Here is a 23,840-nt window from a genome sequence, read left to right as displayed (position 1 = left end):
TGCAGACGAAAAAATAAAGGCGTTTTTTCACCCAACAACACTGTATTAACATAGATTAATTATAGAAATTGCCGGTTTCTCAGTTGAAACAACACCTGGAGTGGTCGGTTTTCCTGGCATTCTATCAAATGCCAGACCGCGGCCATTCGGCCGGCGGTAGGTGCGACCGCGCCCGACGACAGGACCTGCCCGTACCCGCGGGTCGGCGACCGCACCCTGGAACGCCCGGCAGGCGGCCGAGACCCTCTGGTTCGGCGCCTGCCGGGCGCGCCAGATGGACAGCTGAGGACCGGCCGATGACGCGATCCGAACCGTTTCCCCAACACGTGTTCCCCGCCGACGAGGCGGCCGTACTGGACCTGGCGCGCGCCGTGCGCGACACGGGCTACAGCTTCACCACGGTGACCCCGGCGAGCCACGCCCACGTCAACATGCGGCCGCGCAACGCCGAGGCGCAGGCCCTGCGCGACGTGTTCGGCTGGAGCCGGCCGTTCCGGGCCGGGCTGCTCCCCGAGCCGATCCTGCGTCTGATGCGCGAAGCCGGCGCCGTGGTGGAGGACGGTCCGCTCCTGCGGCCCACGCTCCGGTTCTCCAGCCTCGACGACGAACTCTTCGTCCATTCCGCCTACCCGCCGAGCGCCGCCGACGCGGTGTTCTTCGGCCCCGACACGATGCGCTTCGTGGGCGCGGTGATCGCCTACGTCGAGGGTCGAACCGCGCCGGTGCGCCGGGCAGCCGATCTCGGCTGTGGCTCGGGCGCCGCCGGGATCTGCATCGCCAAGCGCAAACCGGGCGCCGAAATCGTGCTGGTCGACATCAACCCTGCCGCCATGCGGGCGGCCCAGGTCAACGCTCGCCTCGCCGGGACCGAAAGCGTCGTGGTCCGCCGCAGCGACATGCTGCGCGATGTCGAGGGTTCGTTCGACCTGATCGTGTCGAACCCGCCCTTCATGATCGACCCCGCCGCGCGGGCCTATCGGGATGGCGGCGGCCCGTTCGGGGCCGGCCTGTCGCTCGCCGTGGCCGAGCAGGCGGTGGAGCGTCTCGCGCCCGGTGGTACTCTGGTCCTGTTCACCGGCGCGGCCATCGTCGAAGGGAAGGACCCGTTCCGCGACGCCGTAGCCGAGCTGTGCACCGGCGCGGGCCTGGACTGGGCCTATCGCGAGTTCGATCCCGACGCGTACGGCGAGGAACTGGCGACCGAGGCCTACGACGCGGTGGAGCGCCTCGCCCTGGTCGTCCTCACGGCCACGCGCCCGGGGTCGCGGCCATGAGCGACGCGTTCCTCCGAGACGCCCTCGCGGGCCTGACCGCCGTGCCGAAGACGCTGCCCGGAAAATACCTCTGGGACGAGACCGGCTCCGATCTGTTCGACCGGATCTGCCACAGCGCCGACTACTACCCGACCGCCCAGGAGACCGCGCTCCTGCCCCAGGCCTCCGCCGATGTGGCGCGGCAGGTCCGGCCGGGCGTTACCGTGGTCGAGTTCGGTAGTGGCGCGAGCCGCAAGATCCGCACGCTGCTCGACGCGCTCCCCGAACCCGCGGCCTACGTCGCCATCGACATCTCGGGTGCGTATCTTGAGGCGGCGATCCGGCGGCTCGCGCCGGACTATCCGGGCATCGCCATGATGCCGGTCTGCGCCGATTACTCGAAGCCGGTTGCGTTGCCGGTTCAGGCCGGTCCGGGGGGTATCCTGGGCTTCTATCCAGGCACGAGCATCGGCAATTTCGATCCAACCGAGGCTGGCCGGTTCCTGGAACGGGCGCGCAAAACGCTTGGTCCCAGCCTGTTCCTGGTGGGTGCGGACGGGACCACCGACCCCAAGCGCCTGCAGCGCGCCTACGGCGCCGCCGACGGGTTGATGGCGGCGTTCCACCGCAACATCCTCAGCCGGCTCAATCGCGAATGCGGGGCGGAGTTCGACAGCGAGAATTTCCGGCATCAAATCCGGCTTCTGCCGGATCCGTTCCGCGTCGAGGCGCATCTCGTGGCGACGCAGCCCGGAACCTATCGGCTCGGCGGGAACGCCATCGCGTTCGCGGCCTCCGAGAGCATCCGGACCGACACCTCGCATAAGTACACGGCGGACGCGTTCCAGGCGCTCGCCCGCGCGGCCGGCTGGCAGCCGCGCGCCCTCTGGCAGGCCAAAGGCGGCAGCTTCAACCTGCATCTGTTGCAGGCCGAGGACTGATCCTGACGACTGATCCCGGCGTCAGACCACTTCGATCGGCGCGTGCTTGCCATCGTGGGCTGAACCCGATTCGAGGCTCTGCGTCTCGGCCGCGTGCTGCTGATCCCGCGCCGGTGGCGGGTAATCCGCGAGCGGGCGCCAGGGCGCCGCTGGGACGCCCTGGCGGAAGCCCCCGGGCCTTAGGAACAGCCAGACGGCGACGGCCATCCAGGGGATCACGAAGAAAGCGAAAGCGGCGAGCCCCACGGTATGCTCCGGGCAGGGGTGGCGATCGGGTAAAACGCCGCAGTGATGGACAGGGATCCCTTACGCCCCCCTCAGAACCGCGCGACGAGTCCCACGCCGCCGATCATCAGGGCGCCGCCGAGGATGCGCCACAGGCTTGCCGGGTGGACCTTGAATCCGACGAGACCGAAATGGTCGAGCAGGGTCGAGGTGATCACCCCCGCGGTGACGATCAGCCCGAGGAAGGTTGCAGCGCCGATCTTCTTGGCGATGAAGAGCTGCGCCATCATCAGGCCCGCGCTCATCAGTCCGCCGAACCACGCCCACCAGGGAACCTCGGCGAGGCGGTCCGCCCGCGGCAGGCCGAACTGCCCGGTCATCAGCACGATCACCCCGACGGTCGCGAGGCTCACCAGCAGGCTGACCACGCCCGCCGGGAGGGGCCGCGCGAACGACTTGGCGAGGGTGGCGTTCTGGCCCGGCGCGACCGCGCTGGCGAGGCCGGCCAGCAGCGCGAACCCGTAGAGGAACAACATGCCGAGACCTTGATGACGGAGCGGGGATGCGTGGGGCCGTCAGAACGCCGCCACCAGGGCGACGCCGACGACCATCAGGATGCCGCCGGCGAGGCGCCAGCGGCCGGCAGGGTGGCGATCGAACCCGACAAGCCCGTAATGATCGAGGGCGATCGAGCCGATAACGCCCGCCGTGATCACGCAGCTCAGGAAAGGCGCGGCGCCGATCTGTTCCGAGACGTAGAGCTGCGCCAGGACGATGGCGGCACCGAGGACACCCCCGGGCCAAGCCCACCAGGGGACGGCGGCGATAGCCTCGGCGCCCACCTGCCCGGCGCCCGGCCGGTCTAAGCGCCGGGCCACCACCACGATGATTGCGAAGCAGGCGGTCGCCAGGGCGAAGCAGAAGATTCCGGCCAGCATCGGCTGACCCGTGGCCTTGGCCAGCGTCGCATTCTGGCCCGGCTCGATGGCGTTCGCGACGCCGGCCAGCAGCGCAAGGCCGTAGAGATACCACATGGGGGCGTCTGGGTTGTCTCGGAGCGGATCCGACGGCGCAGTCGGTCTGCTGCCAAACCCGCCGGGGCGGCGGATGACTGCATCTCACCGGCGGGACGACCCGGGTCAGATCGCCCCAGGGGCCGGCAACGGGACCTGCAACGCTTGGTCGAAAGGCCGCAAACACCGTCTCGGGAAAGTTTTGTACCCTCGCGCTGTTTGCTTATGACAGCCAGAGGGACTGATGGACGCGCGCAGCCCGACGCCGCCCAAGACGCAGCAGAGTCCCGTCGAGTTGACGCTTCGCGGCATCGCCCTCGGCGCGGCTATCACGATCGTCTTCATGGCCGCCAACCTCTACATGGGGTTGAAGACCGGGATGACGTTCTCGTCGTCGATCCCGGCCGCGATGATCTCGATGGGCGCGTTCCGGCTGATGGGCGGCGCCGGCATCCTCGAGAACAACATCGTGCAGACGCAGGCTTCGGCCGCCGGCACGTTGTGCAACGTCATCCTGGCGCTGCCCGGCCTCGTCCTTATCGGGCACTGGCAGGGTTTCCCGTTCTGGCAGACCACCGCGGTCTGCCTGCTCGGGGGTCTGCTCGGCGTCGCGTTCTCGATCCCCCTGCGCCGCGCCCTCGTGGCCGGCAGCGACCTTCCCTATCCGGAGGGGATCGCCGCCGCCGAGGTGCTCCGGACCGGCCAGGAGGAGGAGGGCGGCCACGGCCTGCGCGATCTCATGGCAGCCGCAGGCGTGGCCGGGGCGATCGGGTTCGCCACCACCGGGTTGAAGGTCCTGGGCGAAGGCCTGAACGGGGCGATCAGCCTCGGCGGGGCGGTGTTCCGCACCGGGACCGGCTTCTCGCTGGCACTGGTCGGCGTCGGCTACCTCGTGGGGATCGGGGCCTGCCTCGCGCTGCTGACCGGGGTCGTGATCGCCTGGGGGATCGCAGTTCCCGTGCTCACCGCCCTGTCGCCCGATCCGAGCCAGTCCGCCGGGGCGGCGGCCGAGGCGGTCTGGTCGAGCCACGTGCGGCTCATGGGGGCTGGGATCATCGCGGTCGGCGGCGTGTGGACGGTCGGCTCGCTGGCGAAACCGATCCTGGGCAGCATCCGCGCGGCCCTGTCCGGCGCCGGCGGCCTCGGCAGGGACCATCCCCGCGAGGAGCGTGACCTGCCGATCACCTGGGTCGCCGCCGGGACGGTGGCGCTGGGGGTGCCGCTGGCGGGCCTGTTCTGGGTGTTCGCCAAGCCTGCCGATCTCGGCGGCGTGCTGATCGTGCTGGCCCTGTCCGCGACTTTGTTCACGATCCTGTTCGGCTTCCTGATGGCGGCGGCCTGCGGCTACCTCGCGGGGCTGCTGGGCTCGTCGTCGAGCCCGATCTCCGGGATCGGCATCCTGACCACGATGGCGACCGCGCTGCTGCTGCCGCTGATCCTCGGCCATTCCGCCGGGCCGGAGGGCGACCGGTTCGTCACCGGCATGACCCTGCTGCTGACGGCCGTCATCGTCACGACCTCCTCGATCGCCAACGACAACCTGCAGGACCTGAAGACCGGGCAGGTGCTCGGCGCCACGCCCTGGCACCAGCAGGTCGCCCTGATCCTCGGCGTCGGGATCGGGGCCGTGGTGATCGCCCCGATCCTGTCGCTGCTCTATGAGGCCTACGGCTTCGTCGGCGCGCCGCTGCGCGAGGGCCAGGATGCGGCGAGCGCCATGCCGGCGCCCCAGGCCGCCCTGATGACCCAGATCGCTAACGGCATCGTCCACAGCGAACTGCCCTGGCGCATGGTGCTGATCGGTGCCGGGCTCGGAGTGGTGCTGGTCGCCATGGAGACGTGGCTGAAGCGGCGCGCCTTCACCTTCCCGGCGCTGACGGTCGGGATCGGCATGTACCTGCCGCTCTCCGTCGAGATGACGATCGCCATCGGCGGCGTGCTCGGCTGGGTGGCCGAGCGCCGGTTGAGCGCCCGGATCGGGGCCAAGGGCGACAAGAAGGCCGACACGGCGGTGGGCGCCGCCCGCCGCCGCGGCGTCCTCCTCGCCTCCGGCTTTTTGGTCGGGGAGAGCTGCGTCGGCGTCCTGCTCGCCGGTGCCGATCTTATGGCGGGGCACAGCGCGTCGCTGGCGCTCGCCGGAAAAGGCTTCGCGCCCTACGCGGCCGGGCTCGGGCTCGCGGTGTTCCTGGCAGCTTTGGCGGTCTACTTTCGGATGGTTTCGACTCCGGGCCGCCCTGAGCCCCGGCCATGAGCATGGACGCGGCCAACACGCGGGAATTTCCCTTGAGCGCCGGCCTCCTGTTCGGGCTCGGGCTCGGCGGCTTCTTCGATGGGATCGTGCTGCATCAGGTGCTCCAATGGCACCACATGGTGAGCAGCTGGTATCCAATCGATTCGATCGCCAATCTCGAGCTGAACACCCGATGGGACGGCATTTTCCACAGCGCGACCTACGTGTTCGTCGTGCTTGGATTGTTCGTCCTCTGGCGCGCGGCGCACCGCACGCATCTCGTCTGGTCCGGCAAGCTCCTCGGCGGGTCGGTGCTGATCGGCTGGGGCGTGTTCAACCTCGTTGAGGGCGTGATCGACCACGAGGTGCTCGGCGTCCATCACGTCAACGAGCTGATGCCGCGGGCGCACTGGCTCTACTGGGATCTCGGCTTCCTGCTCTGGGGCGGCGCCATGTTGGCGGTGGGCCTCGGCCTCGTGCAGGTCGGCAGGACGGAGGACGCCGCGACGGCGCGCGGGCCGACATGAGGGCTGCCGCGCCCGGCCTCCGGGCCGCCGTACCCTGGCTCGCCCTGGCGGCCGGCCTGATCCTCGCCACACTGCCGGCGTGGCGACCGCTTCTCTTCGAGACCGCTGTGTCGATCGAGGATCTCCTGAACCTGCGCTGCCTGCCGCGCTGAGCCGCGCGGCCGCCGGTCAGGCGCCCGCCGCCTCGCCGAGCAGCGTCCGGACGAAGCGCTGCGTGCGCGGATCCCCTGGCTTCCCGAACAGGTCGGCGGCGGCGCCCTGCTCGACGATGGTGCCGCCCTCTAGGAACACCACCGTGTCGGCGACGCGGCGCGCGAGGCGCAGGTCGTGGGTCGCCAGCACCATGGTCATGCCCTCGCCCGCCAGCCCGGCCAGCACGTCCACCACTTCGGCGGCGAGTTCGGGATCGAGGGCCGAGGTCGGCTCGTCACAGAGCAGGAGGCGCGGGGACGGCGCGAGCGCCCGGGCGATCGCCACCCGCTGCTGCTGGCCGCCCGACAGGCTGGCGGGCCAATCCGCCGCTTTCTGGGCGAGGCCGACGCGCTCCAGCAGGTCCAGCGCCCGGGCCCGCGCCTTCGCGCGCGGCCACTTCGCTACGGTGACGAGCCCCTCCATGACGTTCTCGATCACGGTGCGGTGGGGGAAGAGCTGGAAGTTCTGGAACACCATGCCGGTCTGGCGGCGCACGGCGAGCACGTCCCGCCGGGCCGGCGGGTGTCCCGGTCGGAATTCGAGACGGAGGTCGCCGAGGGTGAGCGTGCCGGCTTGCGGGATCTCCAGCAGGTTCACGCAGCGCAGCAGCGTCGACTTGCCCGAGCCCGACGGGCCGATCAGCGCCGTCACCCGCCCCTCCGGAATGGCGAGATCGACGCCCCGCAGGACCGGGTTGGCGCCGAAGCGTTTCTCGATGGCCGACAGGGCGATCACGCGCGCGCCTCCAGATAGCCGCCATAGCGCCCGAGGCGCCGTTCCAGGAGCGTCTGCAGCCAGGACAGGAGCGAGGACAGGACGAGGTAGATCAGGGCGGCCTCGATATAGAGGATCAGCGGCTCGTAGGTGACCGCGACGATGCGCTGGGCCGCCTGGAACAGCTCGGGCACCGTGATGGCGGCGGCGAGCGAGGTGTCCTTCACCAGGGCGATGAAGGTGTTGGCGAGGGAGGGCACCGCCACCCGTGCCGCCTGCGGCAGGATCGTGCGGCGCAGGGCCTGGGCCGGTGTCATGCCGATCGCGTAGGACGCCTCCCACTGGCCCTTCGGGATGGACGCGATGGCGGCGCGGATGATCTCGGACGTGTAGGCGCCGACGTTCAGCGTGAACCCGATCACCGCGGCCGGGAAGGCGTCGATCAGGATCCCGAGGCTCGGCAGGCCGTAGAAGATCACGAACAGCTGGACGAGCAGCGGGGTGCCCCGGAAGATCCACACGTAGAGCCACGCCAGGGCCGCCAGGGGGCGGGGGGCGAACAGGCGCAGGAGGGCGGTTCCGAGACCGAGGGCGAGCCCCAGCGTGAAGGCGATCAGCGTCAGCGGAACGGTGAAGCGTAGTCCGGCGGCGAGCAGCGGCTCGAGCGATTGGAGCATGAGGTCGAGCCAGTGCGGCACGGGGCGGCGTCTCCTTCCGGGGGAACGGGGTTCTTGACACAGCTGTATCGGAGAATGGGCCACATTCGCGCGTGCTCCCTCCCCGCAGAGGAGCCACACAAGCTGGAGGCAAGCGATTGATGACGGAGCGCGACCGGCTCCCTCTCCCGAGCGGGCTAACGGATGCACATATCGGGTTTGGGAGATGCGAAGGCGGCTCCGCGCCTCTCCCGCCCCCGCAGAGGGGGGAGGGAGGGCGCATGTGCCAGCCGTGCCGCCTCACTTGGCAACCGCATGATGATCCCGAACTCGATGTGTGAATTCGCAAGCCCGCACGGGAGAGGGGACCCACGCTTCATCCTGCTGCTGTTGTCCTGCACACGATGCGTAAGTCCGGTCGCTTCTGTGGGCGAGAGAAGCGTTGGCGCGTCCGCCTTCTCGCCGGGCGGCCCTCATCGCCGTAACCCGAAGCGGGCGGCGTGACGGCATTCCCTCTCAGAACATCTACTTCGACACATCGGCCCCGAAATATGTCTGCGCGATCGCCGCGTAGCTGCCATCGGCTTTGATCTCGTCGAGCGCCTTGTCGAGGGCGGCCTTCAGCCCGGGGTTGTTCTTGCGCAGGATGATCCCGGAGGCGTCCGCGTCGGCCTGCTCGGCGGCGATCTTCACGGGGGCGTTCGGCTTCTGCTTGCGGAAGTCGAGGAACGACAGGTTGTCGTTGACGGTGGCGTCGGCCCGTCCGGTGATCACCAACTGGATCGACTGATCGAACCCGTCCGTGCCGATGATCTGCGCCCCGGACTGCTCGGCCAGGCGGGCGAAGTTGCTGGTCAGGCTCTGCGCGGCCCTCTTGCCCTTCAGATCGGCGAAGGATGTGATGTCGGGCCGGTCAGACTTGGTGATCAGCACGGCGCGAGCCCGGATATAGGGCTCCGAGAAGTCGAACTTCGCCTGCCGCTCCTTGGTGATGCCGACTTGGTTGATCACCACGTCGTAGCGCCCGCCGTCGAGCCCTGCGATCAGCCCGTCCCACTTGCCCTCGAGAAACTGGGGCGTGACGCCGAGCTTCTCGGCGACCTTGCGACCGATCTCCACGTCGAAGCCGACGAGCGCCCCGGAGGCGTCGTGAAACGTGAAGGGCGCGTAGGTGCCCTCGGTGCCGATGCGCAGGGTCTTGGCCGCCCGGATCGTGTCGAGGTCATCGGCCCGGGCGGGCGCGCCCAGGAGGAGTGCCGAGACAGCCAGCACCGCGGCCAGACCGGTCGAGAAAAGTCGCATCCGAAAATACCTCACGCCGATAACAATGTTCTCTCGCGGCCGTCGAAGTCGATCCGGCCCTGCGCGTTTATTTCGTCAATGAATCGAGCCAGGCCGTCAAGGCAAGCGAGCGGATCAGTGGTGGTGAAGCCGAACTCCTTCGCGCCGGTCTATTCGGCCGCGTCGGGATTGTTCTGGATCACGGGCTGAAACTAAGCTGGCCATCCTGTCACACCGTCGGCTGCGCCCCGCGACGATGCCGCAGGACGTTCGTGATAGGAGGCGGCCCGCCCCGGGCATCGAACGATTCGCGGGGTGGACTCCTGGCCCCGCCGCAGAAGGACCGCTCATGACTTCGCTCGCTCACGCCTATCGCGGCGTCTTCCCGGTCGCCCCCACGGTGTTCGACGCCTCAGGCACCCTCGATCTCGACGGGCAGCGCCGGGCGATCGATTTCATGATCGACGCCGGCAGCCACGGCATCTGCATCCTCGCGAACTTTTCCGAGCAGTTCGTTCTCACCGACGACGAGCGCGAGCGCGTGATGCGCGCCGTGCTGGAGCATGTGGCGGGCCGCGTGCCGGTGATCGTCACGACCACGCACTTCGCCACGCAGGTCTGTGCCGAGCGCTCGCGCCGGGCGCAGGACGCCGGGGCCGCCATGGTGATGATCATGCCGCCCTATCACGGCGCCACGATCCGCGTGCCCGAGATCGGCGTCTACGACTTCTTCCGCGCGGTCTCGGACGCGATCTCCATCCCGATCATGATCCAGGACGCGCCGGTCTCGGGCACGCCGCTCTCGGCTGCGTTCCTCGCGCGCATGGCCCGGGAGATCGCCAACGTCAGCTATTTCAAGATCGAGACCGCCCAGGCGGCCGCGAAGCTGCGCGAGTTGATCGCCCTCGGTGGCGACGCCGTGGTCGGCCCCTGGGACGGCGAGGAGGCGATCACCCTGATGGCCGATCTCGACGCAGGTGCCACCGGGGCGATGACCGGCGGCGCCTATCCGGACGGGATCCGCCAGATCACCGACGCCTTCGCGGCCGGGCGCCGCGAGGAGGCTCTCGACGCCTACGAACGCTGGCTGCCGCTGATCAACTACGAGAACCGGCAATGCGGGCTGCTCGCCTGCAAGGCGCTGATGCAGGAGGGCGGGGTGATCGCCCACGAGACCGCGCGCCTGCCGGTCCAGCCACTCCACCCGGCGACCCGGGCTGGGCTGATCGAGCTTGCCCGCCGGAACGACGCGCTGGTGCTGCGCTGGGGACGGTAGGCTTGGTTCAGCCCGCGCGGCCGAGCACGGCGGAGAGGCGCGCCACTGCTTCCCGCGCCAGTTCCGGGCTGATGGCGAAGCAGATCCGCACCAGACCCTCGCCCTCCGGCCCGAAGGCGGTGCCGGGGGCCACGCCGACCTTGGCCTCCCGCAGCAGGCGCAGCGCGAGGTCGAGGCTCGGCTCGTCGCCGCCCATCCGGGCCATCAGGTAGAAGGCGCCCTCGGGCGGGGCGGCGGTGACGCCCGGCAGCCGGGACAGGCCGTCCACCAGGATCGCGCGCGCCTCGGCGCAGCGGTCGACCATGGTGCGGATGAAGCTGTCGCCCTCGTTCAGCGCCGCGATGCAGGCGTGCTGCACGAAAGTCGAGATCGAGGTGGTGCTGTACTGCCCGAGCTTGGCGAAGGTCGGCGCCAGCCCGCGCGGATAGACGACCCAGCCGGCGCGCCAGCCGGTCATCGCCCAGTTCTTCGAGAAGGTGTTGGTGACGATCAACCGGTCGTCCGGCTCGCAGACCTGCAGGAAAGACGGAGCGATCCGGTTGCCGTAGGTGAAGTGCGCGTAGACCTCGTCCGACAGGATCCACAGGCCGCGGGCGCGGGCGAGGTCGCGCAGGGCCGTCATCTCGGCGAGCGGCATGGTCCAGCCCGTCGGGTTCGAGGGCGAGTTGATCATGATCACCCGGGTGCGCGGCGTCAGCGCGGCCTCGATATCGGCGAGCGGCAGGGCGAAGCGCCCGTCCGGCTGCCGCCGGTAGGGCACCGCCACCGGCACGCCGCCGGTGATGCGCACGGCCTCGCGCAGGTTCGGCCAGGCGGGGGAGGGGATGATGATCTCGTCGCCGGGCTCCAGCAGCACCTGGGCGGCCTGCATGATCGCGTTCATGCCGCCGGCCGTGACGGCGAACCGGTCGGGCGGGATCTCAACGCCCCAGTGGCGGGCGTGGTAGGCGCCCAGCGCCTCGCGCAGGGCCGGAAGGCCGAGCGACGTCGTGTAGCGGGTATGCCCGGCGAGCATCGCCCGGTGCGCCGCCTCGATGATGAAGGGCGGCGTCGGCAGATCGCCCTCGCCGATCCAGAGCTTCACCACCTCCGGATCGTCGCGCCCGCGATCCGCCACGAGGCCGATCTGGCTCGTGCCGATGCCGCGGATCCGGTCCGACAGGAGCGCGGCGAGATCGGCTGGAGCGGCGTCAGCAAGGGAATCGGCCATTGGGCGCGGGGGCTCTCGTGAGGTCCGGGCGCGGCCGGCAGGGGGCGCCTCGCGGCCCTGTGGCCCGATGCGCCGCCGGGCCTGCAGCGTCCCGATCGTGAGTGAGGGACTGAATCTGCCGCGTTCCGGATCACGCGTCCAGAGACCCTGCGTGGCGCACCAGCCCTAACCGACACGCAGAAGTTATAGTCTTTTCAGAAATTTCTGAAATTGCCATACCGTGAGTCGCCGTCGCTTGGCTGGAGGCCTGCCGTGCTCGCCCATCTCGATCCGCTGATCCTCGCACGCGCGCAGTTCGGGTTCACCGTGGCGTTCCACATCGTGTTCCCGTCCTTCTCGATCGGGCTGGCGAGTTACCTCGCCGTGCTGGAAGGCCTGTGGTTCGCCACCGGGCGGCAGGTCTACATGGATCTGTTCCGGTACTGGCTGAAGATCTTCGCCATCGCCTTTGCGATGGGCGTCGTGTCCGGGCTGGTGATGTCCTACCAGTTCGGCACCAACTGGTCGGTCTTCTCCGACAAGACCGGGCCGGTGCTGGGGCCGATGATGGCCTACGAGGTGCTGTCCGCCTTCTTCCTGGAGGCCGGCTTCCTCGGGGTGATGCTGTTCGGCATGACGAAAGTCGGCCCGCGGCTCCACTTCGCCGCGACCCTGATGGTGGCGATCGGGACCTTCTTCTCCGCCTTCTGGATCCTGGCGGTGAACTCGTGGATGCAGACGCCGTCCGGCTACGGCACCAACCCGCAGGGCCAGTTCGTGCCGCTGGACTGGTGGGCGGTGGTGTTCAACCCGTCCTTCCCGTTCCGCCTCGTCCACATGGTGCTGGCGGCCTACCTCACGACGTCTCTGGTCGTGGGCGCGGTGGGCGCGTGGCACCTGCTGCGCGATCGGACCAATCCGGCCGCCCGGACGATGTTCTCGATGGCGATGTGGATGGCGGCCCTGGTGGCCCCCGCCCAGATTCTGGCCGGCGACGCGCATGGGCTCAACACCCTGGAGCACCAGCCCGCCAAGGTCATGGCCATGGAGGGCCATTACCAGAGCCATCCCGACGGGGCGCCGCTCGTCCTGTTCGGCCTGCCCGATCAGGAGGCCGGCACGATCCGCTACGCGGTGGAGATCCCGAAGCTGTCCTCGCTGGTGCTGAAGCACGCCCTCGATGCGCCGCTCGCCGGCCTCGACAGCCTGCCCCGCACGGATTGGCCGCCGGTGCCGGTCGTGTTCTGGTCGTTCCGGGTGATGGTGAGCCTGGGGCTGCTGATGCTTCTGCTGGGCTGCCTCAGCCTGCTCGCCCGCATCAAGGGCCGGCTCTACGCATGGGCGCCGCTCCACCGCTTCGCCCTGGCCATGGGGCCGGCCGGCTTCGTGGCCGTGCTGGCCGGCTGGATCACCACCGAGGTCGGGCGCCAGCCCTACACGGTTTACGGTCTGCTGCGCACGGCGGACTCGGCTTCGCCGCTCGCCGGGCCGGCGGTGGCCGCCTCGCTCACCGCCTTCGTGGTGGTCTACCTTTTGGTCTTCGCCATGGGGACGCTCTACATCCTGCGCCTCATGGCCAAGCCCCCGCAGGCCGGCGAGCCCGGGCTTCAGCCCGGCGCGCCGATCCGGACCGCGGGCATCACGCCCGCCCCCGCGGTCGATCCCGACCGTCATCTTCAGCGGGCCGAGTGAGGCAGCCATGCTGTACAGTGTCGATCTCACCGTGGTCTGGGCGTTCGTCATCGCCTTCGCGGTCTTCGCCTACATCGTCATGGACGGCTTCGATCTCGGCATCGGCATCCTGTTCCCGACCCTGCGGCCGGGACCCGACCGGGACACCGCGATGAACTCGATCGCTCCGGTCTGGGACGGCAACGAGACCTGGCTGGTGATGGGCGGGGGCGGGCTGTTCGCCGTCTTCCCGCTCGCCTACGCGGTCATCCTGCCGGCGCTCTACGCGCCGATCCTCGCGATGCTGCTGGGACTGGTCTTCCGGGGCGTCGCCTTCGAGTTCCGCTGGCGCGATCCCGGCCACCGGGCCGTCTGGGACGTGGCCTTCACGGTAGGTTCGGTGGTCGCGGCCCTGGCCCAGGGGATCACCCTGGGGGCGCTGCTCCAGGGCATCGCCGTGGAGGGCCGCGCCTATGCGGGCGGCTGGTGGGACTGGCTCACGCCGTTCAGCCTGCTGGTCGGCGTGAGCCTCGCGATCGCCTACGCGCTCTTGGGGGCCACGTGGCTGGTGATGCGCACCGAGGGCCTGCTCCAGATCCAGGCCCGGCGCCTTGCCGAGCGCCTCACCCTCGGGACCGTGGCGGCGGTCGCCCTGGTGAGCGCCGCCACACTGTTCCTGCAGGGGCGCTATTTCGAGCGCTGGTTGGCGATGCCGAACGTGCTCGTCACCGCGCAGGTGCCGCTCCTCGTGGCGCTCGCGGCCTACGCGCTGTGGCGGACCCTGCGGAACGGGGCCGAGCGGGCGCCGTTCCTGATTGCGCTGGGGCTGTTCGCCCTGTCGTTCTTAGGGCTCGGGATCAGCATCTACCCCGATGTGGTGCCGGGGCGGATCACCATCTGGCAGGCGGCCGCCCCCGAGGCGAGCCAAGTGTTCCTGCTGGTCGGCGCCGCGGCGCTGATCCCGATCATCCTGGCCTACACCGCGTATTCGTACTGGGTGTTCCGCGGCAAGGTCGACACGCACGGATATCACTGATGGCCGCTGCATCGCCGCTGCCCCTGTGGAAGCGTCTCGCCTGGTTCGTGGCGATCTGGGCGCTCAGCATCGTGGCGCTTGGATCCATCGCGACGCTGCTGCGGTTCTGGCTCAGGACCTGATAGGCTGCGGATCCAGGCCCCGTCGGAACGCCCCGTGCAACTGCCCCCCCTCGTCCAGACCTTCGTGCTTCATTTCGGCGAGATGGGATCCCGGTGGGGGATCAACCGGACGGTGGGCCAGATCTACGCGGTGCTGTTCGTGGCGGAGCGACCGCTCAACGCCGACGAGATCGTCGAGCGGCTCGGCGTGTCGCGCTCCAACGTCAGCATGGGCCTGAAGGAGCTGCAGGCCTGGAACCTCGTGCGCCTCCAGCACAGGCCCGGGGACCGGCGGGACTACTTCGCCACCCCCGAGGATGTCTGGCAGATCGTCCGTACGCTGGTCGAAGAGCGCAAGAAGCGCGAGATCGATCCGACCTTGACGATCCTGCGCGAGTTGCTGATGCAGCGCGTCGAGACCGACGCCGAGCGTCATGCCCAGGCCCGCCTCGGGGAGATGCACGACCTGTTCGAGCTCTTCACCGGCTGGTACGACGACATGCGCCGGCTCGAGACCGACCGCCTCGTTCAACTCCTCACCCTCGGCACGAAAGTCCAGAAGGTGCTGGAGATGAAGGATCGGCTGACCCGCCGCGGCGGCCGGGCCGACAAGGGGGACTGAGGTTTTGGGACTGAGGCTGCCGGTCAGGCGCGACGGCGGTGCGCAACCGGTCAGAGCCGGGCCAGCCCGTCCCGATAGATAGCCACGAGGCAGACGCCGACGGACACGATATGGCCGCGCAGGGCCTCCGCAGCCTCCTCGATCCTGCGGGCCTCGCACAAATCGAGGATTTGCGCGTGTTCCGCGTGCGCGCGGGCAATGTCTCCGGTGGCCTGGAGCTGCAGGCGCGTCGGGCGGTCGCAATCCTGCAGCAGGCCCGACACGATCGTCAGGGAGCGTGGCCGGTCCGCGTGGCGCAGCAGGTCGAAGTGAAAGCGCCGGTTCAACTCGCCCCAGCGCATGATTTCGCCGCCGCTCAGCGCCTCGCCATACGCCTTCTGCACGGCGCGCAGATCCTGAAAATCCTCGTCCGTGAGGTGGGGGACAGAGAGCGGCAGGAGCTGCGGCTCGAGCTGGACGCGCAGCCTGAAGATATCCTCCACCTCTTCCAGGGACAGGCCCGTCACCACGGCACCGCGATGCGGCACGATCTTGACGAGGTTGACGGCCTCCAGTTGCAGGAGCGCTTCCCGGATCGGGATCCGGCTGATCCCGAACTCCTCCGCCAGCGCATCCTGGCGGAGCTGGACGCCCGGGCGCAATTCCCCGTTCAGGATTCGCTGCCGCAGCGAATCGGCCACGGCTGCCGCGACCGTCTTGTGCTGCAGTCGGTCAGGCGAACGCCGCCCGGGAACCGCTATGAACATCGAGGCCTCGACAGGACTGTATACCCTCAGACATAACATCTTGCGCAGCGGAGTCGCGCTGCGTCGGCTTGGACTATAGTCCTTACATACGTCAGGTTGCCGTGCAAGTAAAAGATTAACCTGACGGAGCGATTTCCGTCAGGCTGGCCAGTCTTATCGGTCTCTAGGCATCGTATAGGCCGGGGTCTGCGCCGCACGATGCAGAATGCGTTCGAAATGTTCATAAGCAGGATAATGCGCCCGGTCCGGGCGTCGCAGCCGGTACTGATTTTTCGCTGACCGGTAGCCTCCCGGAGGACGCATCGCCCTCAAATGCATCAGGTTATGCCAAGAGGGCGGGATCTCGCGTTGCAGTTGGTATGTGGGGGGCTGCCCATGGGGCATGCGCGAGCCCTTGCGCCAGATGGGCCACGAGGGCCGTGACGCGTGCCGGCCGGGGGTCGCCGGGGGGCGTCACCAAGTGCAACGCGATCGGCGGCGATGACCAGTCGGGCAGGACCCGCTCCAGGCGGCCGGCCTCCAAGTCGTTCCAGATCATGAAATCGGGTTGGAGCGCGAGGCCGAGTCCCGCCCGGAGCGCCGGCGCCAGCGCCTCGGCGTTGTTGGCCCGCAGCGCCCCGCCGGGCGTCACGACGGCCTCCGCACCGGTCGCATCCGCGAAACGCCACCGGTCCGGGGTCGGCAGGTAGGCGTAGCCGAGGCAGGCGTGGTGGGCGAGGTCGTCCGGATGCCGGGGGCGACCATTCCGGTCGAGATAGGCGGGGGTCGCCACGAGGGAGCGCCTTATCGCGCAGAGGCGACGGGCGCGCAGCGATGAATCCGGCAGGGCCGCGATGCGCAGCCCGATATCGAATCCCCCGCCCACGAGATCGACCACCGCGTCCGAGAGGTGCAGGTCCACCGACACCGCCGGGTGCTGACGGAGAAACTCCGGCAGAAGCGGCGCCACGTGAATCACCCCGAAGGTCATCGGGGCCGCGAGCCGCACCAGCCCCCGCGGCTCCGCGGCGCCCGCCATGGCCTGGGCCTCGGCCGCCTCGCCCTCCGCCAGGATGCGCGCCGCGCTCGCCTTGGCGGCCTGCCCCGCCTCGGTGAGCGCGAGCTTGCGCGAGGTGCGGTTGAACAGCCGCGCACCGATCCGGATCTCCAGCCGGCCGACAGCCTTCGAGACGGTGCCCTTCGAGAGCCCCAGATCCGCGGCGGCCCGGCCGAAGGAGCCGGTCTCCACCACCTTGGCGAACACCGCCCAGGCCTCGAAATCCGGCAGTCTCATGGGTCAATTCCGGAAACGATGAGTTTCCATCGTTTCTATTTTCAGGAGCATTGGCAAGGGGCAGATTGTGGTCATCGCACAACGCCCCGCGCTCAGCGCGGCAGCCTGAGGAGACAGCGCCATGACCCAGACCGGCCTCCATCACGTCACGGCCTTCTCCGGGCCTGCCCTGCGCAACCTCGACTTCCACACCCGGGTGCTCGGGCTGCGGCTGGTGAAGAAGACCGTCAACTTCGACGATCCGGGCACCTACCACCTCTATTACGGCGACGCGGCCGGGCGTCCTGGCACGATCCTGACCTTCTTCCCCATCGAGCGGGCGGCTCCCGGCCGCGTCGGGCTCGGCGAGACGCAGGAGACCGCGTTCCGGATCCCCCGCGCCTCCATCGGCTGGTGGACCCATCGCCTGATCGAGAAGGGCGTCGCCCACGAGCCGCTGGTCCAGGTCTTCGGCGAGCCGACCCTGCGCTTCCGCGACCCGGACGGCATGATGCTCGCGCTGGTGGGCGTCGAGGAGACCGGGGCCGAGGCCTGGGCCTCCGGCGAGGTACCGGCCGAGCACGCCATCCGCGGCCTGCACGGGGTCACGCTGCTCCTCGACAAGGCGGAGCCGACCGCCGCGATCCTCACGGAGGTGCTGGGCCTGGGCGAGGCTGGCCGCGAGGGCAACCTGATCCGTTTCGCGGGCAGCGCTGCGCTCGGCGGCTTCGTGACCCTGCGGGCCGTGGGTGGGTTTCTGCCCGGCCGGCCCGGCGCCGGCTCGGTCCACCATATCGCGTTCCGGGCGGCGGACGACGCCGCACAGGCCGCAATGGGGGCCGCGCTGGCTGAGCGGGGTCTCCACGTCACCGAGCAGCGCGACCGCCAGTACTTCCGTTCGATCTACTTCCGCGAGCCCGGCGGCGTGCTGTTCGAGATCGCCACGGACGCCCCCGGCTTCGCGGTCGACGAGCCGATCGAGACCCTTGGGTCCGCCCTGAAGCTGCCCGCTGGGCTGGAGCCACATCGGGCCGAGATCGAGGCGGTGCTGCCCAAGGTGGCCTGAACCCTCACGGCCCGCCCCGCGACAGCGCGGGGCGGGATCTAGACTCGCGCGAGGTTGCCATGACTGACGGATCCCTCGGTTTCATCCATCGTTTCGAGCCCGGCTCCGATGCCGCGCACCCGCTGCTGCTCCTGCATGGGACCGGCGGCGACGAGAACGACCTCCTGCCGCTCGGCCGGATGCTCGCGCCGGACGCCGCGCTCCTCTCGCCCCGGGGTGCGGTGTCCGAGAACGGCATGCCGCGCTTCTTTCGCCGACTGGCGGAGGGCGTGTTCGACGAGGCCGATTTGCGCCGACGCACGGGCGACCTCGCGGGCTTCGTGGCAGGGGCACGTGATCACTACGGGCGCGGCGCGCCGTTGGCGCTGGGGTTCTCCAACGGCGCCAACATCGCCGCCGCGCTTCTGATGCTGCGGCCGCAGACCCTGGAGGGCGCCGTGCTGATCCGTCCGATGGTGCCCTTCGCCGAGCCCCCGGCGGCCGACATTGCGGGACGTCCGGTCCTGATCCTGTCCGGCGCCATGGACCCGATCGTGCCGGTGGAGAACGCCCGCCGCCTCGCCGCGCAACTCACCGCCGCCGGCGCGCAGGTCGAGCACCGCATCCTGCCCGCCGGCCATGGCCTATCGCAGGCCGATCTCGACCGCGCGGCGGACTGGCTCCGCGAGCTCGCTATCCCGCACGCCGCCTGAGTCGCCCGCACTTTCACCCCACGAAAGGACTACGCCCATGGCCTCCTCGATCGCCCCCGTTCCGACCGCCACCGGAGCCTCCGTCGCGGCCCTGCTGCCGGTGACCGGCCGGGTCCTGATGAGCGCGCTCTTCCTCGCGAGTGGGGTCGGCAAGCTCGCCGCGCCCGCCACGACGCTCGCTACCATCGAAGCCGCCGGCCTGCCGCTGCCCACGCTCTCGTATGGGGTGGCGACGCTGGTGGAGATCGGCGGTGGCCTGTTGCTGATCGCCGGCTATCGCACCCGGCTCGTAGCTCTGGCGCTTACCCTCTTCGCGGTCGCCACCGCGGTGACCTTTCACGCGGCTCTGGGGGACCAGAACCAGATGTTCCACTTCCTGAAGAACCTCGCCGTCGCCGGCGGCCTGCTGCAGGTCGCGGCTTTCGGCGCCGGCCCGTTCAGCCTCGATGCCCGGCGGGGTCGCGCCTGACACTATGTGGCTCGGCTGGCTTTCCCGCACCGGTTCGGTTCCGTAAGCCTGCGACCGGGATGCGCATCCGCGCCGTCCGACACGCGGGACCTTCCATGCCGGCCACCGACGCCACGCTCGCCCTCGGGATCATCGGTGCGGGAATCATGGGCGAGCGCCTGCTCGGTGCCATTCACGGGGCATCGGAGTCGCCCGTCCGGGTCGCGGCGATCTGGGATCCGTCGCCGGAGGCCCTGGCCCGGATCGGTTCAGCCTTCCCGGCTGTGCCGCGGGTCGCCGATGCCGAAGCCGTCGTGGCGGCGAGCGCCTGTCTCTACATCGCCTCGCCGCCGGCCTCGCATCTCGGTTACGCGCGGGCAGCCCTGGCGGCGGGCCGGAGCGTCTTCTGCGAGAAGCCGCTTGCGATCGACCTCGCCGATGCCCGCGCCTTCGTGGCGGAGGCCGGGCAGGCCGGCGCGGTGAACTTTCCCTTCGCCTCGTCGCCCGGCGTGGCTGCGCTTCAGCGCTGGATCGCCGAGGGCGTGGTCGGCACGCCGCGGCGGGTCGCCATTGCGGTGGAGTTCGCCCGCTGGCCGCGCCCCTGGCAGGCAGACGCGGCGCGCTGGCTCGACGCCCGGTCGGAGGGCGGCTTCACCCGCGAGGTGGTCTCGCACTTCCTGTTCCTCGCCCGACGCCTGCTCGGCCCCCTCGAAGGGATCAGCGGCCGCGTCGAAGTCCCAGAGCCCGGCCTGTCCGAGCGGGCGATCACCGTGGCGCTGACGGCGGCCGGCATCCCCGTGACGCTGACCGGCCGGGTCGGCGGCACCGACAAGGACGATCACAACACCTGGACGCTGGAGGGCGATGCCGGCGCCGTCCGGCTGCGCGACTGGGCCATTGCCGAGCGCCGCGCCGCCGATGGCCGCTTCGAGCCGGCGCCCGACGCGATCCCCAACGCGCGGCTCCGTCCGATCACCCTGCGGCGCCAGCTCGACGGCGTCGTCCGGATGGCGCGGGGCGAGCCCCACCACCTCGCCACCTTCGCGGAGGCGCTCGCCGTGCAGGAGGCGGTCGAGGCGATCCTGGCGCTCTGAGGCGGCGCCCTCACACCTCCAGAAGATCGATCAGGAACGGGATCAGCGGCGCGTCGGCCGGCGGCATCGCGAGATCGCGGAGGGCCTTCGGCCGGACCCATTTCAGCGCCTGCCCCTCCATCGAGCGCGGCGTGCCGGTCCAGCGCCGGCAGACATAGAGCGGCATCAGGAGGTGGAAGTCCGGATAGGCGTGGCTGGCGAAGGTCAGCGGCGCCAGGCACGGCTCCTCGACCCGGATGCCCAGTTCCTCCGCCAGTTCGCGGATCAAGGTCTCCTCCGGCCGCTCGCCGGCCTCGACCTTGCCTCCGGGGAACTCCCAGAGGCCGGCGAGCTGCTTGCCCGCCGGGCGCTCGCTCACCAGCACCCGGCCGTCGACATCGATGAGGGCGACCGCAACCACCAGCAGGAGGCGAAGCGGAGCCCGTTCGGGCGCGCTCATGGCGAAACCGCGAAGGTGGCGGCGACCTCGGACGACATCTGGATCGTGCCGGCCTCGATCGGCACACCCCGGCCCTTGGCGGCCATCGGCGCCGCGAGGGTGCGGTTCGCGAGCGGGTAGGGCGCGCCGCCCGCCGGGCCCAGCGTGCACAGCGGGCCGAGCTTGACGCCGAGGGCTTCGGCGAGCGCCACGGCCCGGCCGCGTGCGTCCCGGGCCGCGGCCACCCGCAGGGCGGCGTCGAGCCGATCAGGATCGCGCAGGCCGAAGCTGACGCCGTCGATCCGGTTCGCTCCGGCATCGAGGGCTTGGCGTAGCAGGTCGCCGAGCCGGCCCATATCGGCGAGGCGGACGCTCACGAGGTTGCTTGCCCGGTAGCCGTCCGGCTCCTCGGTGAGGCCGCCCGGCCGGGATACGGACCGCGTGGCGGCCTGCAGCGATACCGCGGCGGTGCCGATGTCGGCCGCCGGGACCCCGAGGGCGCGGGCCTGCGCCGTGACGCCCGCCACGGCCTTCGAGGCCGCGTCCAGGGCCGCCGCCGCGGTCGGCGCGCGCGCCTCGATACCTACCGTCACCTCGGCGAAATCCGGCGCCCGCGCCTCGGCGGCGCGGCCGACCACGCTGATGTTGCGGGAACAGGCCGAATCGTCGGCCCGGGCGTCGGGAGCCAGCGCAATGAGCAGGATGGCGCCGGCCAGGCCGAGCCTCACGACCGATAATCCCCGTTGATCTCGATGTAGCCCTTGGTCAGATCGCAGGTCCAGACGCGGGCCTGACCTTCGCCCAGGCCGAGATCCACCCGGATGCCGATCTCCGGCTCGCGCATCACGGCGCTTGCCGCCGCCTCGCTGTAATCCGGGTCGCGGGCGCCCTCGACGGCCACACGCACGTCGCCGAACCAGATCGCGAGCCGGTCGCGGTCGGCGGGCTCGCCGGCCTTGCCCACCGCCATCACCACCCGCCCCCAATTGGCGTCCTCACCCGCCACCGCGGTCTTCACCAGGGGCGAATTGGCGATCGACATCGCGATGCGATGCGCCGAGGCGTCGCTCTCGGCCCCCGTGACCCGCACGGTGACGAACTTGCGCGCGCCCTCGCCGTCCTTGGCGACGAGCTGCGCCAGCTCGATCAGCAGGCTGTCCAGCGCCTCGCGAAAACCCACGAGACGCGGATCGGCCGGGTCCGAGATCTCGGCGTTGCCGGCCTTGGCGGTCGCGAACAGCAGCAGCGTGTCGGAGGTGGAGGTGTCGCCGTCCACCGTCACGCAGTTGAAGCTGGTCTTGGTGCCCGCGGACAGGAGCGTCTGGAGCACCGCCTGGGGCAGCGCGGCGTCGGTGAACACGAAGGACAGCATCGTCGCCATGTCGGGGGCGATCATGCCGGCGCCCTTGGCGATGCCGTTGAGCGTCACCGTCACGCCGGCGATCGTGGCCGTGCGTGTCGCGAGCTTCGGGAAGGTGTCGGTCGTCATGATGGCGCGCGCCGCCTCGGCCCAGGCGGGCGAGCCGTCCGTGGCCCGGGCCGCGCAATCGGCCAGCACGCCCTCGAAGCGCTCGGCCGGCAGCGGCTCGCCGATCACGCCGGTCGAGGCGACGTAGACCTCGCGCGCACCGCAGACCGCCGCCTGCGCGGCGATCTCGACCGTGCGGGCCACCGCCTCCCGGCCGAGGCGGCCCGTGAAGGCGTTGGCGTTGCCGGAATTGACCACCAGCGCCCGAGCCGAACCGTCGGCCAGCGCCTCCCGGCACCAGTCGACCGGCGCGGACGGGCATTTGGAGCGGGTGAAGACGCCGGCCGCCTGGGTCCCGGCGTCGAGCGCCATGTAAAGCACGTCGGTGCGGCCGCTGTAGCGGATCCCGGCCTGGGCGGTGGCGATTCGCACCCCCGGCAGGGGTGGCAGCTCCGGCAGGGCGGTGGGCGCCAGCGGGGAGACGGGCGGGGATTTCGCGGACGACATCGGCTCGGGCTCCGGCAGCGCGCGGTGGTGTTTTGCGGGCGGCCCGGTGTTGAGCGCAGGACCTCGGCTGCGTCAACCGTATGCCCGACCATTGATCAGGGATCCCGGCTGCCATTGTTTTGGGCGACTCCGGCGCGGAATGCGGCGCCTTCGCGGCGGCAGGCTTGCGCCAGGATTGCATCCCGGCATAGCATGCTGCATCGCAAAGCCAGCGCGAAGTCGAGTGCGGAATGTCCACAGCCGACATCGGGACTGCCTCCAGCACGATGCCCCAGGGGGGCTGCTACCGGATCCAGGTTCTGGTCGTCGGCCGCCACAAGCGCTGGCGCGACGAGGTGGCCGCGCAGGTTCGCTTACTGGGCTATCAGGTCACCGCCTGCGACCGCGGGGTCGATGCCATGACGGTCCTGGCGCTCGGCTTGCCGGTCGACGTGATGGTGGTGGATTCCGGCCTGCAGGGCGGCTTGTGCTGCGCACAGTTGGCCGTCGAGGCACGGACGCTGCGTCCGGGGCTGCGCATCGTGCTCGCGGGGGATGCGCGCGACGATCGGGAGCCGGAGGCGCCGGCCCACATCCCCGACGCGCTGTGGGTGCGGCATGACCAGTTCCAGAACGGGATGGTGGCGACCCTGATGCGCGAAGCGCTGGCCGATCGCGCCGCCTGATCGTGCGCGTTGCCCGGGTGTATTCACGGCCCGCGTAGGCGTGTGCCGCTGGGCCGATCGGAGCCCTGATCGGTGTCGAGCCCGTCATGACACCATGCGAATCGTCGGGCGCCTGTGAGAGGCATGATTCCCACCTGGCCAGCGATGCCGTTCCGTGCGGAACCGGCGGATCATCATTGATCGATGGCTCGTGGATCTGGAACTCGTGCCGTAGTCCGGACGGCCCTTCCGGCCAAGACCCGAGGATCGGGCCACGCAACAGCACGATATCCAGGTCTTTGAGTGTGACCCTCGTCGTCTCGTTCAAGTTGTGCAACAAGATGATGGGATTCGGGTCACATTTTTTGGATCCCATCTTGGATATCTCAGAGTCTCCGTTGAGTGCGCACCACGCCCGTTCGTAAAAACTTTTGAGACCCAGGCTAAATAATTCATTTCTCTAAGCTGTATATCTAATATTAAACTTCAGGTAACATCGTTAATGTGACACGATATTGTCATGAGCATCTCGCTTGCTGGTAGAGATTGGTCCCATCGAAGACCATCTCAGCCAAGGG

27 protein-coding genes are annotated in these 23,840 nt (G+C 69.8%); 15 read left to right on the top strand and 12 right to left on the bottom strand.

Annotated features, from left to right (window positions below; genetic code table 11):
• Window positions 1–296: 296 nt before the first annotated feature.
• Together MKK63_RS02380 and egtD are read left to right on the top strand one after the other, a co-directional pair.
• Window positions 297–1,274 carry a N5-glutamine methyltransferase family protein gene (locus MKK63_RS02380; RefSeq protein ID WP_243998359.1) on the top strand — a complete coding sequence of 326 codons (978 nt, stop codon included), beginning with the start codon at window positions 297–299 and terminating at the stop codon, window positions 1,272–1,274.
• The gene (gene egtD / locus MKK63_RS02375; protein ID WP_243998357.1) at window positions 1,271–2,194 is read left to right on the top strand and encodes an L-histidine N(alpha)-methyltransferase; all 924 of its coding nucleotides are present in this window, start codon (window positions 1,271–1,273) and stop codon (window positions 2,192–2,194) included. The genes MKK63_RS02380 and egtD overlap by 4 nt, the downstream gene beginning before the upstream one ends.
• 21 nt (window positions 2,195–2,215) lie before the next feature.
• Here the strand turns inward: egtD and MKK63_RS02370 are convergent, their stop codons facing one another.
• The 3 genes from MKK63_RS02370 to MKK63_RS02360 form a co-directional block, all read right to left on the bottom strand.
• Window positions 2,216–2,440, bottom strand: coding sequence for a hypothetical protein (locus MKK63_RS02370; RefSeq protein WP_243998355.1), 225 nt, complete (start codon window positions 2,438–2,440; stop codon window positions 2,216–2,218).
• Between the two features lie 71 nt (window positions 2,441–2,511).
• A complete protein-coding gene (locus tag MKK63_RS02365) occupies window positions 2,512–2,955 on the bottom strand; it encodes a DMT family transporter (RefSeq protein WP_243998353.1) in 444 nt (147 codons plus the stop codon).
• A gap of 39 nt (window positions 2,956–2,994) precedes the next feature.
• Window positions 2,995–3,453 carry a DMT family transporter gene (locus tag MKK63_RS02360; protein WP_243998351.1) on the bottom strand — a complete coding sequence of 153 codons (459 nt, stop codon included), beginning with the start codon at window positions 3,451–3,453 and terminating at the stop codon, window positions 2,995–2,997.
• Between the two features lie 223 nt (window positions 3,454–3,676).
• On the opposite strand from MKK63_RS02360, the gene MKK63_RS02355 reads away from it, so the two are divergent.
• Genes MKK63_RS02355 through MKK63_RS02345 form a run of 3 tightly spaced genes read left to right on the top strand, consistent with a single transcriptional unit; the run spans window position 3,677 to window position 6,341 of the window.
• Window positions 3,677–5,683 carry an OPT family oligopeptide transporter gene (locus MKK63_RS02355; protein WP_243998349.1) on the top strand — a complete coding sequence of 669 codons (2,007 nt, stop codon included), beginning with the start codon at window positions 3,677–3,679 and terminating at the stop codon, window positions 5,681–5,683.
• 2 nt (window positions 5,684–5,685) lie between these two features.
• On the top strand, window positions 5,686–6,189 hold the full coding sequence (locus tag MKK63_RS02350; protein WP_243998462.1) for a DUF2243 domain-containing protein: 504 nt from the start codon (window positions 5,686–5,688) through the stop codon (window positions 6,187–6,189).
• Window positions 6,186–6,341, top strand: a complete 156-nt coding sequence (locus MKK63_RS02345; protein ID WP_243998347.1) for a hypothetical protein — start codon at window positions 6,186–6,188, stop codon at window positions 6,339–6,341. Before MKK63_RS02350 ends, MKK63_RS02345 begins: the two co-directional genes overlap by 4 nt.
• A gap of 16 nt (window positions 6,342–6,357) precedes the next feature.
• Here MKK63_RS02345 and MKK63_RS02340 read toward each other — a convergent pair whose 3' ends face one another.
• The 3 genes from MKK63_RS02340 to MKK63_RS02330 form a co-directional block, all read right to left on the bottom strand.
• Complete coding sequence (locus MKK63_RS02340; protein WP_243998345.1) at window positions 6,358–7,116, bottom strand: amino acid ABC transporter ATP-binding protein; 759 nt, start codon at window positions 7,114–7,116, stop codon at window positions 6,358–6,360.
• On the bottom strand, window positions 7,113–7,793 hold the full coding sequence (locus tag MKK63_RS02335; protein WP_243998343.1) for an amino acid ABC transporter permease: 681 nt from the start codon (window positions 7,791–7,793) through the stop codon (window positions 7,113–7,115). The genes MKK63_RS02340 and MKK63_RS02335 overlap by 4 nt, the downstream gene beginning before the upstream one ends.
• A 483-nt stretch (window positions 7,794–8,276) precedes the next feature.
• The gene (locus tag MKK63_RS02330) at window positions 8,277–9,053 is read right to left on the bottom strand and encodes an amino acid ABC transporter substrate-binding protein (protein WP_243998341.1); all 777 of its coding nucleotides are present in this window, start codon (window positions 9,051–9,053) and stop codon (window positions 8,277–8,279) included.
• Between the two features lie 328 nt (window positions 9,054–9,381).
• Between MKK63_RS02330 and MKK63_RS02325 the strand changes: the two genes are divergently transcribed.
• Window positions 9,382–10,308, top strand: a complete 927-nt coding sequence (locus MKK63_RS02325) for a dihydrodipicolinate synthase family protein (protein ID WP_243998339.1) — start codon at window positions 9,382–9,384, stop codon at window positions 10,306–10,308.
• A 7-nt stretch (window positions 10,309–10,315) separates the two neighbouring features.
• Here the strand turns inward: MKK63_RS02325 and MKK63_RS02320 are convergent, their stop codons facing one another.
• Window positions 10,316–11,518 (bottom strand): pyridoxal phosphate-dependent aminotransferase, encoded by a 1,203-nt coding sequence (locus tag MKK63_RS02320; RefSeq protein ID WP_243998337.1) that lies wholly within the window; start codon window positions 11,516–11,518, stop codon window positions 10,316–10,318.
• A gap of 252 nt (window positions 11,519–11,770) precedes the next feature.
• Here MKK63_RS02320 and MKK63_RS02315 point away from each other — a divergent pair, with 252 nt between their 5' ends.
• From MKK63_RS02315 to MKK63_RS02300, 4 genes are read left to right on the top strand one after another with little or no spacing between them, the layout of a single operon-like run.
• Window positions 11,771–13,189: a cytochrome ubiquinol oxidase subunit I gene (locus MKK63_RS02315; RefSeq protein WP_243998335.1), complete on the top strand. Its 1,419-nt coding sequence runs from the start codon at window positions 11,771–11,773 to the stop codon at window positions 13,187–13,189.
• Window positions 13,190–13,196: 7 nt separating this feature from the next.
• Window positions 13,197–14,204: a cytochrome d ubiquinol oxidase subunit II gene (gene cydB, locus MKK63_RS02310; RefSeq protein WP_243998333.1), complete on the top strand. Its 1,008-nt coding sequence runs from the start codon at window positions 13,197–13,199 to the stop codon at window positions 14,202–14,204.
• Entirely contained in the window at window positions 14,204–14,326 is a 123-nt protein-coding gene (locus MKK63_RS02305; protein ID WP_243998331.1) for a DUF2474 family protein, read from the top strand. The genes cydB and MKK63_RS02305 overlap by 1 nt, the downstream gene beginning before the upstream one ends.
• Window positions 14,327–14,360: 34 nt before the next feature.
• A complete protein-coding gene (locus tag MKK63_RS02300) occupies window positions 14,361–14,927 on the top strand; it encodes a GbsR/MarR family transcriptional regulator (protein ID WP_243998329.1) in 567 nt (188 codons plus the stop codon).
• 50 nt (window positions 14,928–14,977) lie between these two features.
• Here MKK63_RS02300 and MKK63_RS02295 read toward each other — a convergent pair whose 3' ends face one another.
• Together MKK63_RS02295 and MKK63_RS02290 are read right to left on the bottom strand one after the other, a co-directional pair.
• Entirely contained in the window at window positions 14,978–15,673 is a 696-nt protein-coding gene (locus MKK63_RS02295) for a GntR family transcriptional regulator (RefSeq protein WP_243998328.1), read from the bottom strand.
• 322 nt (window positions 15,674–15,995) lie between these two features.
• Window positions 15,996–16,946 carry a LysR family transcriptional regulator gene (locus MKK63_RS02290; protein ID WP_243998326.1) on the bottom strand — a complete coding sequence of 317 codons (951 nt, stop codon included), beginning with the start codon at window positions 16,944–16,946 and terminating at the stop codon, window positions 15,996–15,998.
• Window positions 16,947–17,067: 121 nt separating this feature from the next.
• Between MKK63_RS02290 and MKK63_RS02285 the strand changes: the two genes are divergently transcribed.
• The 4 genes from MKK63_RS02285 to MKK63_RS02270 all read left to right on the top strand — a co-directional run bounded on the left by MKK63_RS02285 (window position 17,068) and on the right by MKK63_RS02270 (window position 20,225).
• Window positions 17,068–17,991: a VOC family protein gene (locus MKK63_RS02285; RefSeq protein ID WP_243998323.1), complete on the top strand. Its 924-nt coding sequence runs from the start codon at window positions 17,068–17,070 to the stop codon at window positions 17,989–17,991.
• A 59-nt stretch (window positions 17,992–18,050) separates the two neighbouring features.
• Entirely contained in the window at window positions 18,051–18,683 is a 633-nt protein-coding gene (locus MKK63_RS02280) for an alpha/beta hydrolase (protein WP_243998322.1), read from the top strand.
• Window positions 18,684–18,720: 37 nt separating this feature from the next.
• The gene (locus tag MKK63_RS02275; protein ID WP_243998320.1) at window positions 18,721–19,152 is read left to right on the top strand and encodes a DoxX family protein; all 432 of its coding nucleotides are present in this window, start codon (window positions 18,721–18,723) and stop codon (window positions 19,150–19,152) included.
• Window positions 19,153–19,247: 95 nt separating this feature from the next.
• Window positions 19,248–20,225, top strand: a complete 978-nt coding sequence (locus MKK63_RS02270; protein WP_243998318.1) for a Gfo/Idh/MocA family protein — start codon at window positions 19,248–19,250, stop codon at window positions 20,223–20,225.
• A gap of 10 nt (window positions 20,226–20,235) precedes the next feature.
• Here the strand turns inward: MKK63_RS02270 and MKK63_RS02265 are convergent, their stop codons facing one another.
• The 3 genes from MKK63_RS02265 to argJ are packed head-to-tail and all read right to left on the bottom strand — an operon-like array spanning window position 20,236 to window position 22,618.
• Window positions 20,236–20,664, bottom strand: a complete 429-nt coding sequence (locus MKK63_RS02265; protein ID WP_243998316.1) for a (deoxy)nucleoside triphosphate pyrophosphohydrolase — start codon at window positions 20,662–20,664, stop codon at window positions 20,236–20,238.
• Window positions 20,661–21,371, bottom strand: coding sequence for an SIMPL domain-containing protein (locus MKK63_RS02260; RefSeq protein WP_243998314.1), 711 nt, complete (start codon window positions 21,369–21,371; stop codon window positions 20,661–20,663). The genes MKK63_RS02265 and MKK63_RS02260 overlap by 4 nt, the downstream gene beginning before the upstream one ends.
• Entirely contained in the window at window positions 21,368–22,618 is a 1,251-nt protein-coding gene (argJ, locus tag MKK63_RS02255; RefSeq protein ID WP_243998312.1) for a bifunctional glutamate N-acetyltransferase/amino-acid acetyltransferase ArgJ, read from the bottom strand. Before argJ ends, MKK63_RS02260 begins: the two co-directional genes overlap by 4 nt.
• A 230-nt stretch (window positions 22,619–22,848) precedes the next feature.
• On the opposite strand from argJ, the gene MKK63_RS02250 reads away from it, so the two are divergent.
• Window positions 22,849–23,283, top strand: coding sequence for a histidine kinase (locus MKK63_RS02250; protein ID WP_243998310.1), 435 nt, complete (start codon window positions 22,849–22,851; stop codon window positions 23,281–23,283).
• Window positions 23,284–23,840 lie beyond the last annotated feature (557 nt).

Origin of the sequence: Methylobacterium sp. J-088 (genome assembly GCF_022829295.1) — a bacterium.
Taxonomy (GTDB): Bacteria; Pseudomonadota; Alphaproteobacteria; order Rhizobiales; family Beijerinckiaceae; genus Methylobacterium.
The sequence above is the reverse complement of the archived record's forward strand: the minus strand, read 5'-3'. Positions and strand labels throughout refer to the sequence as shown.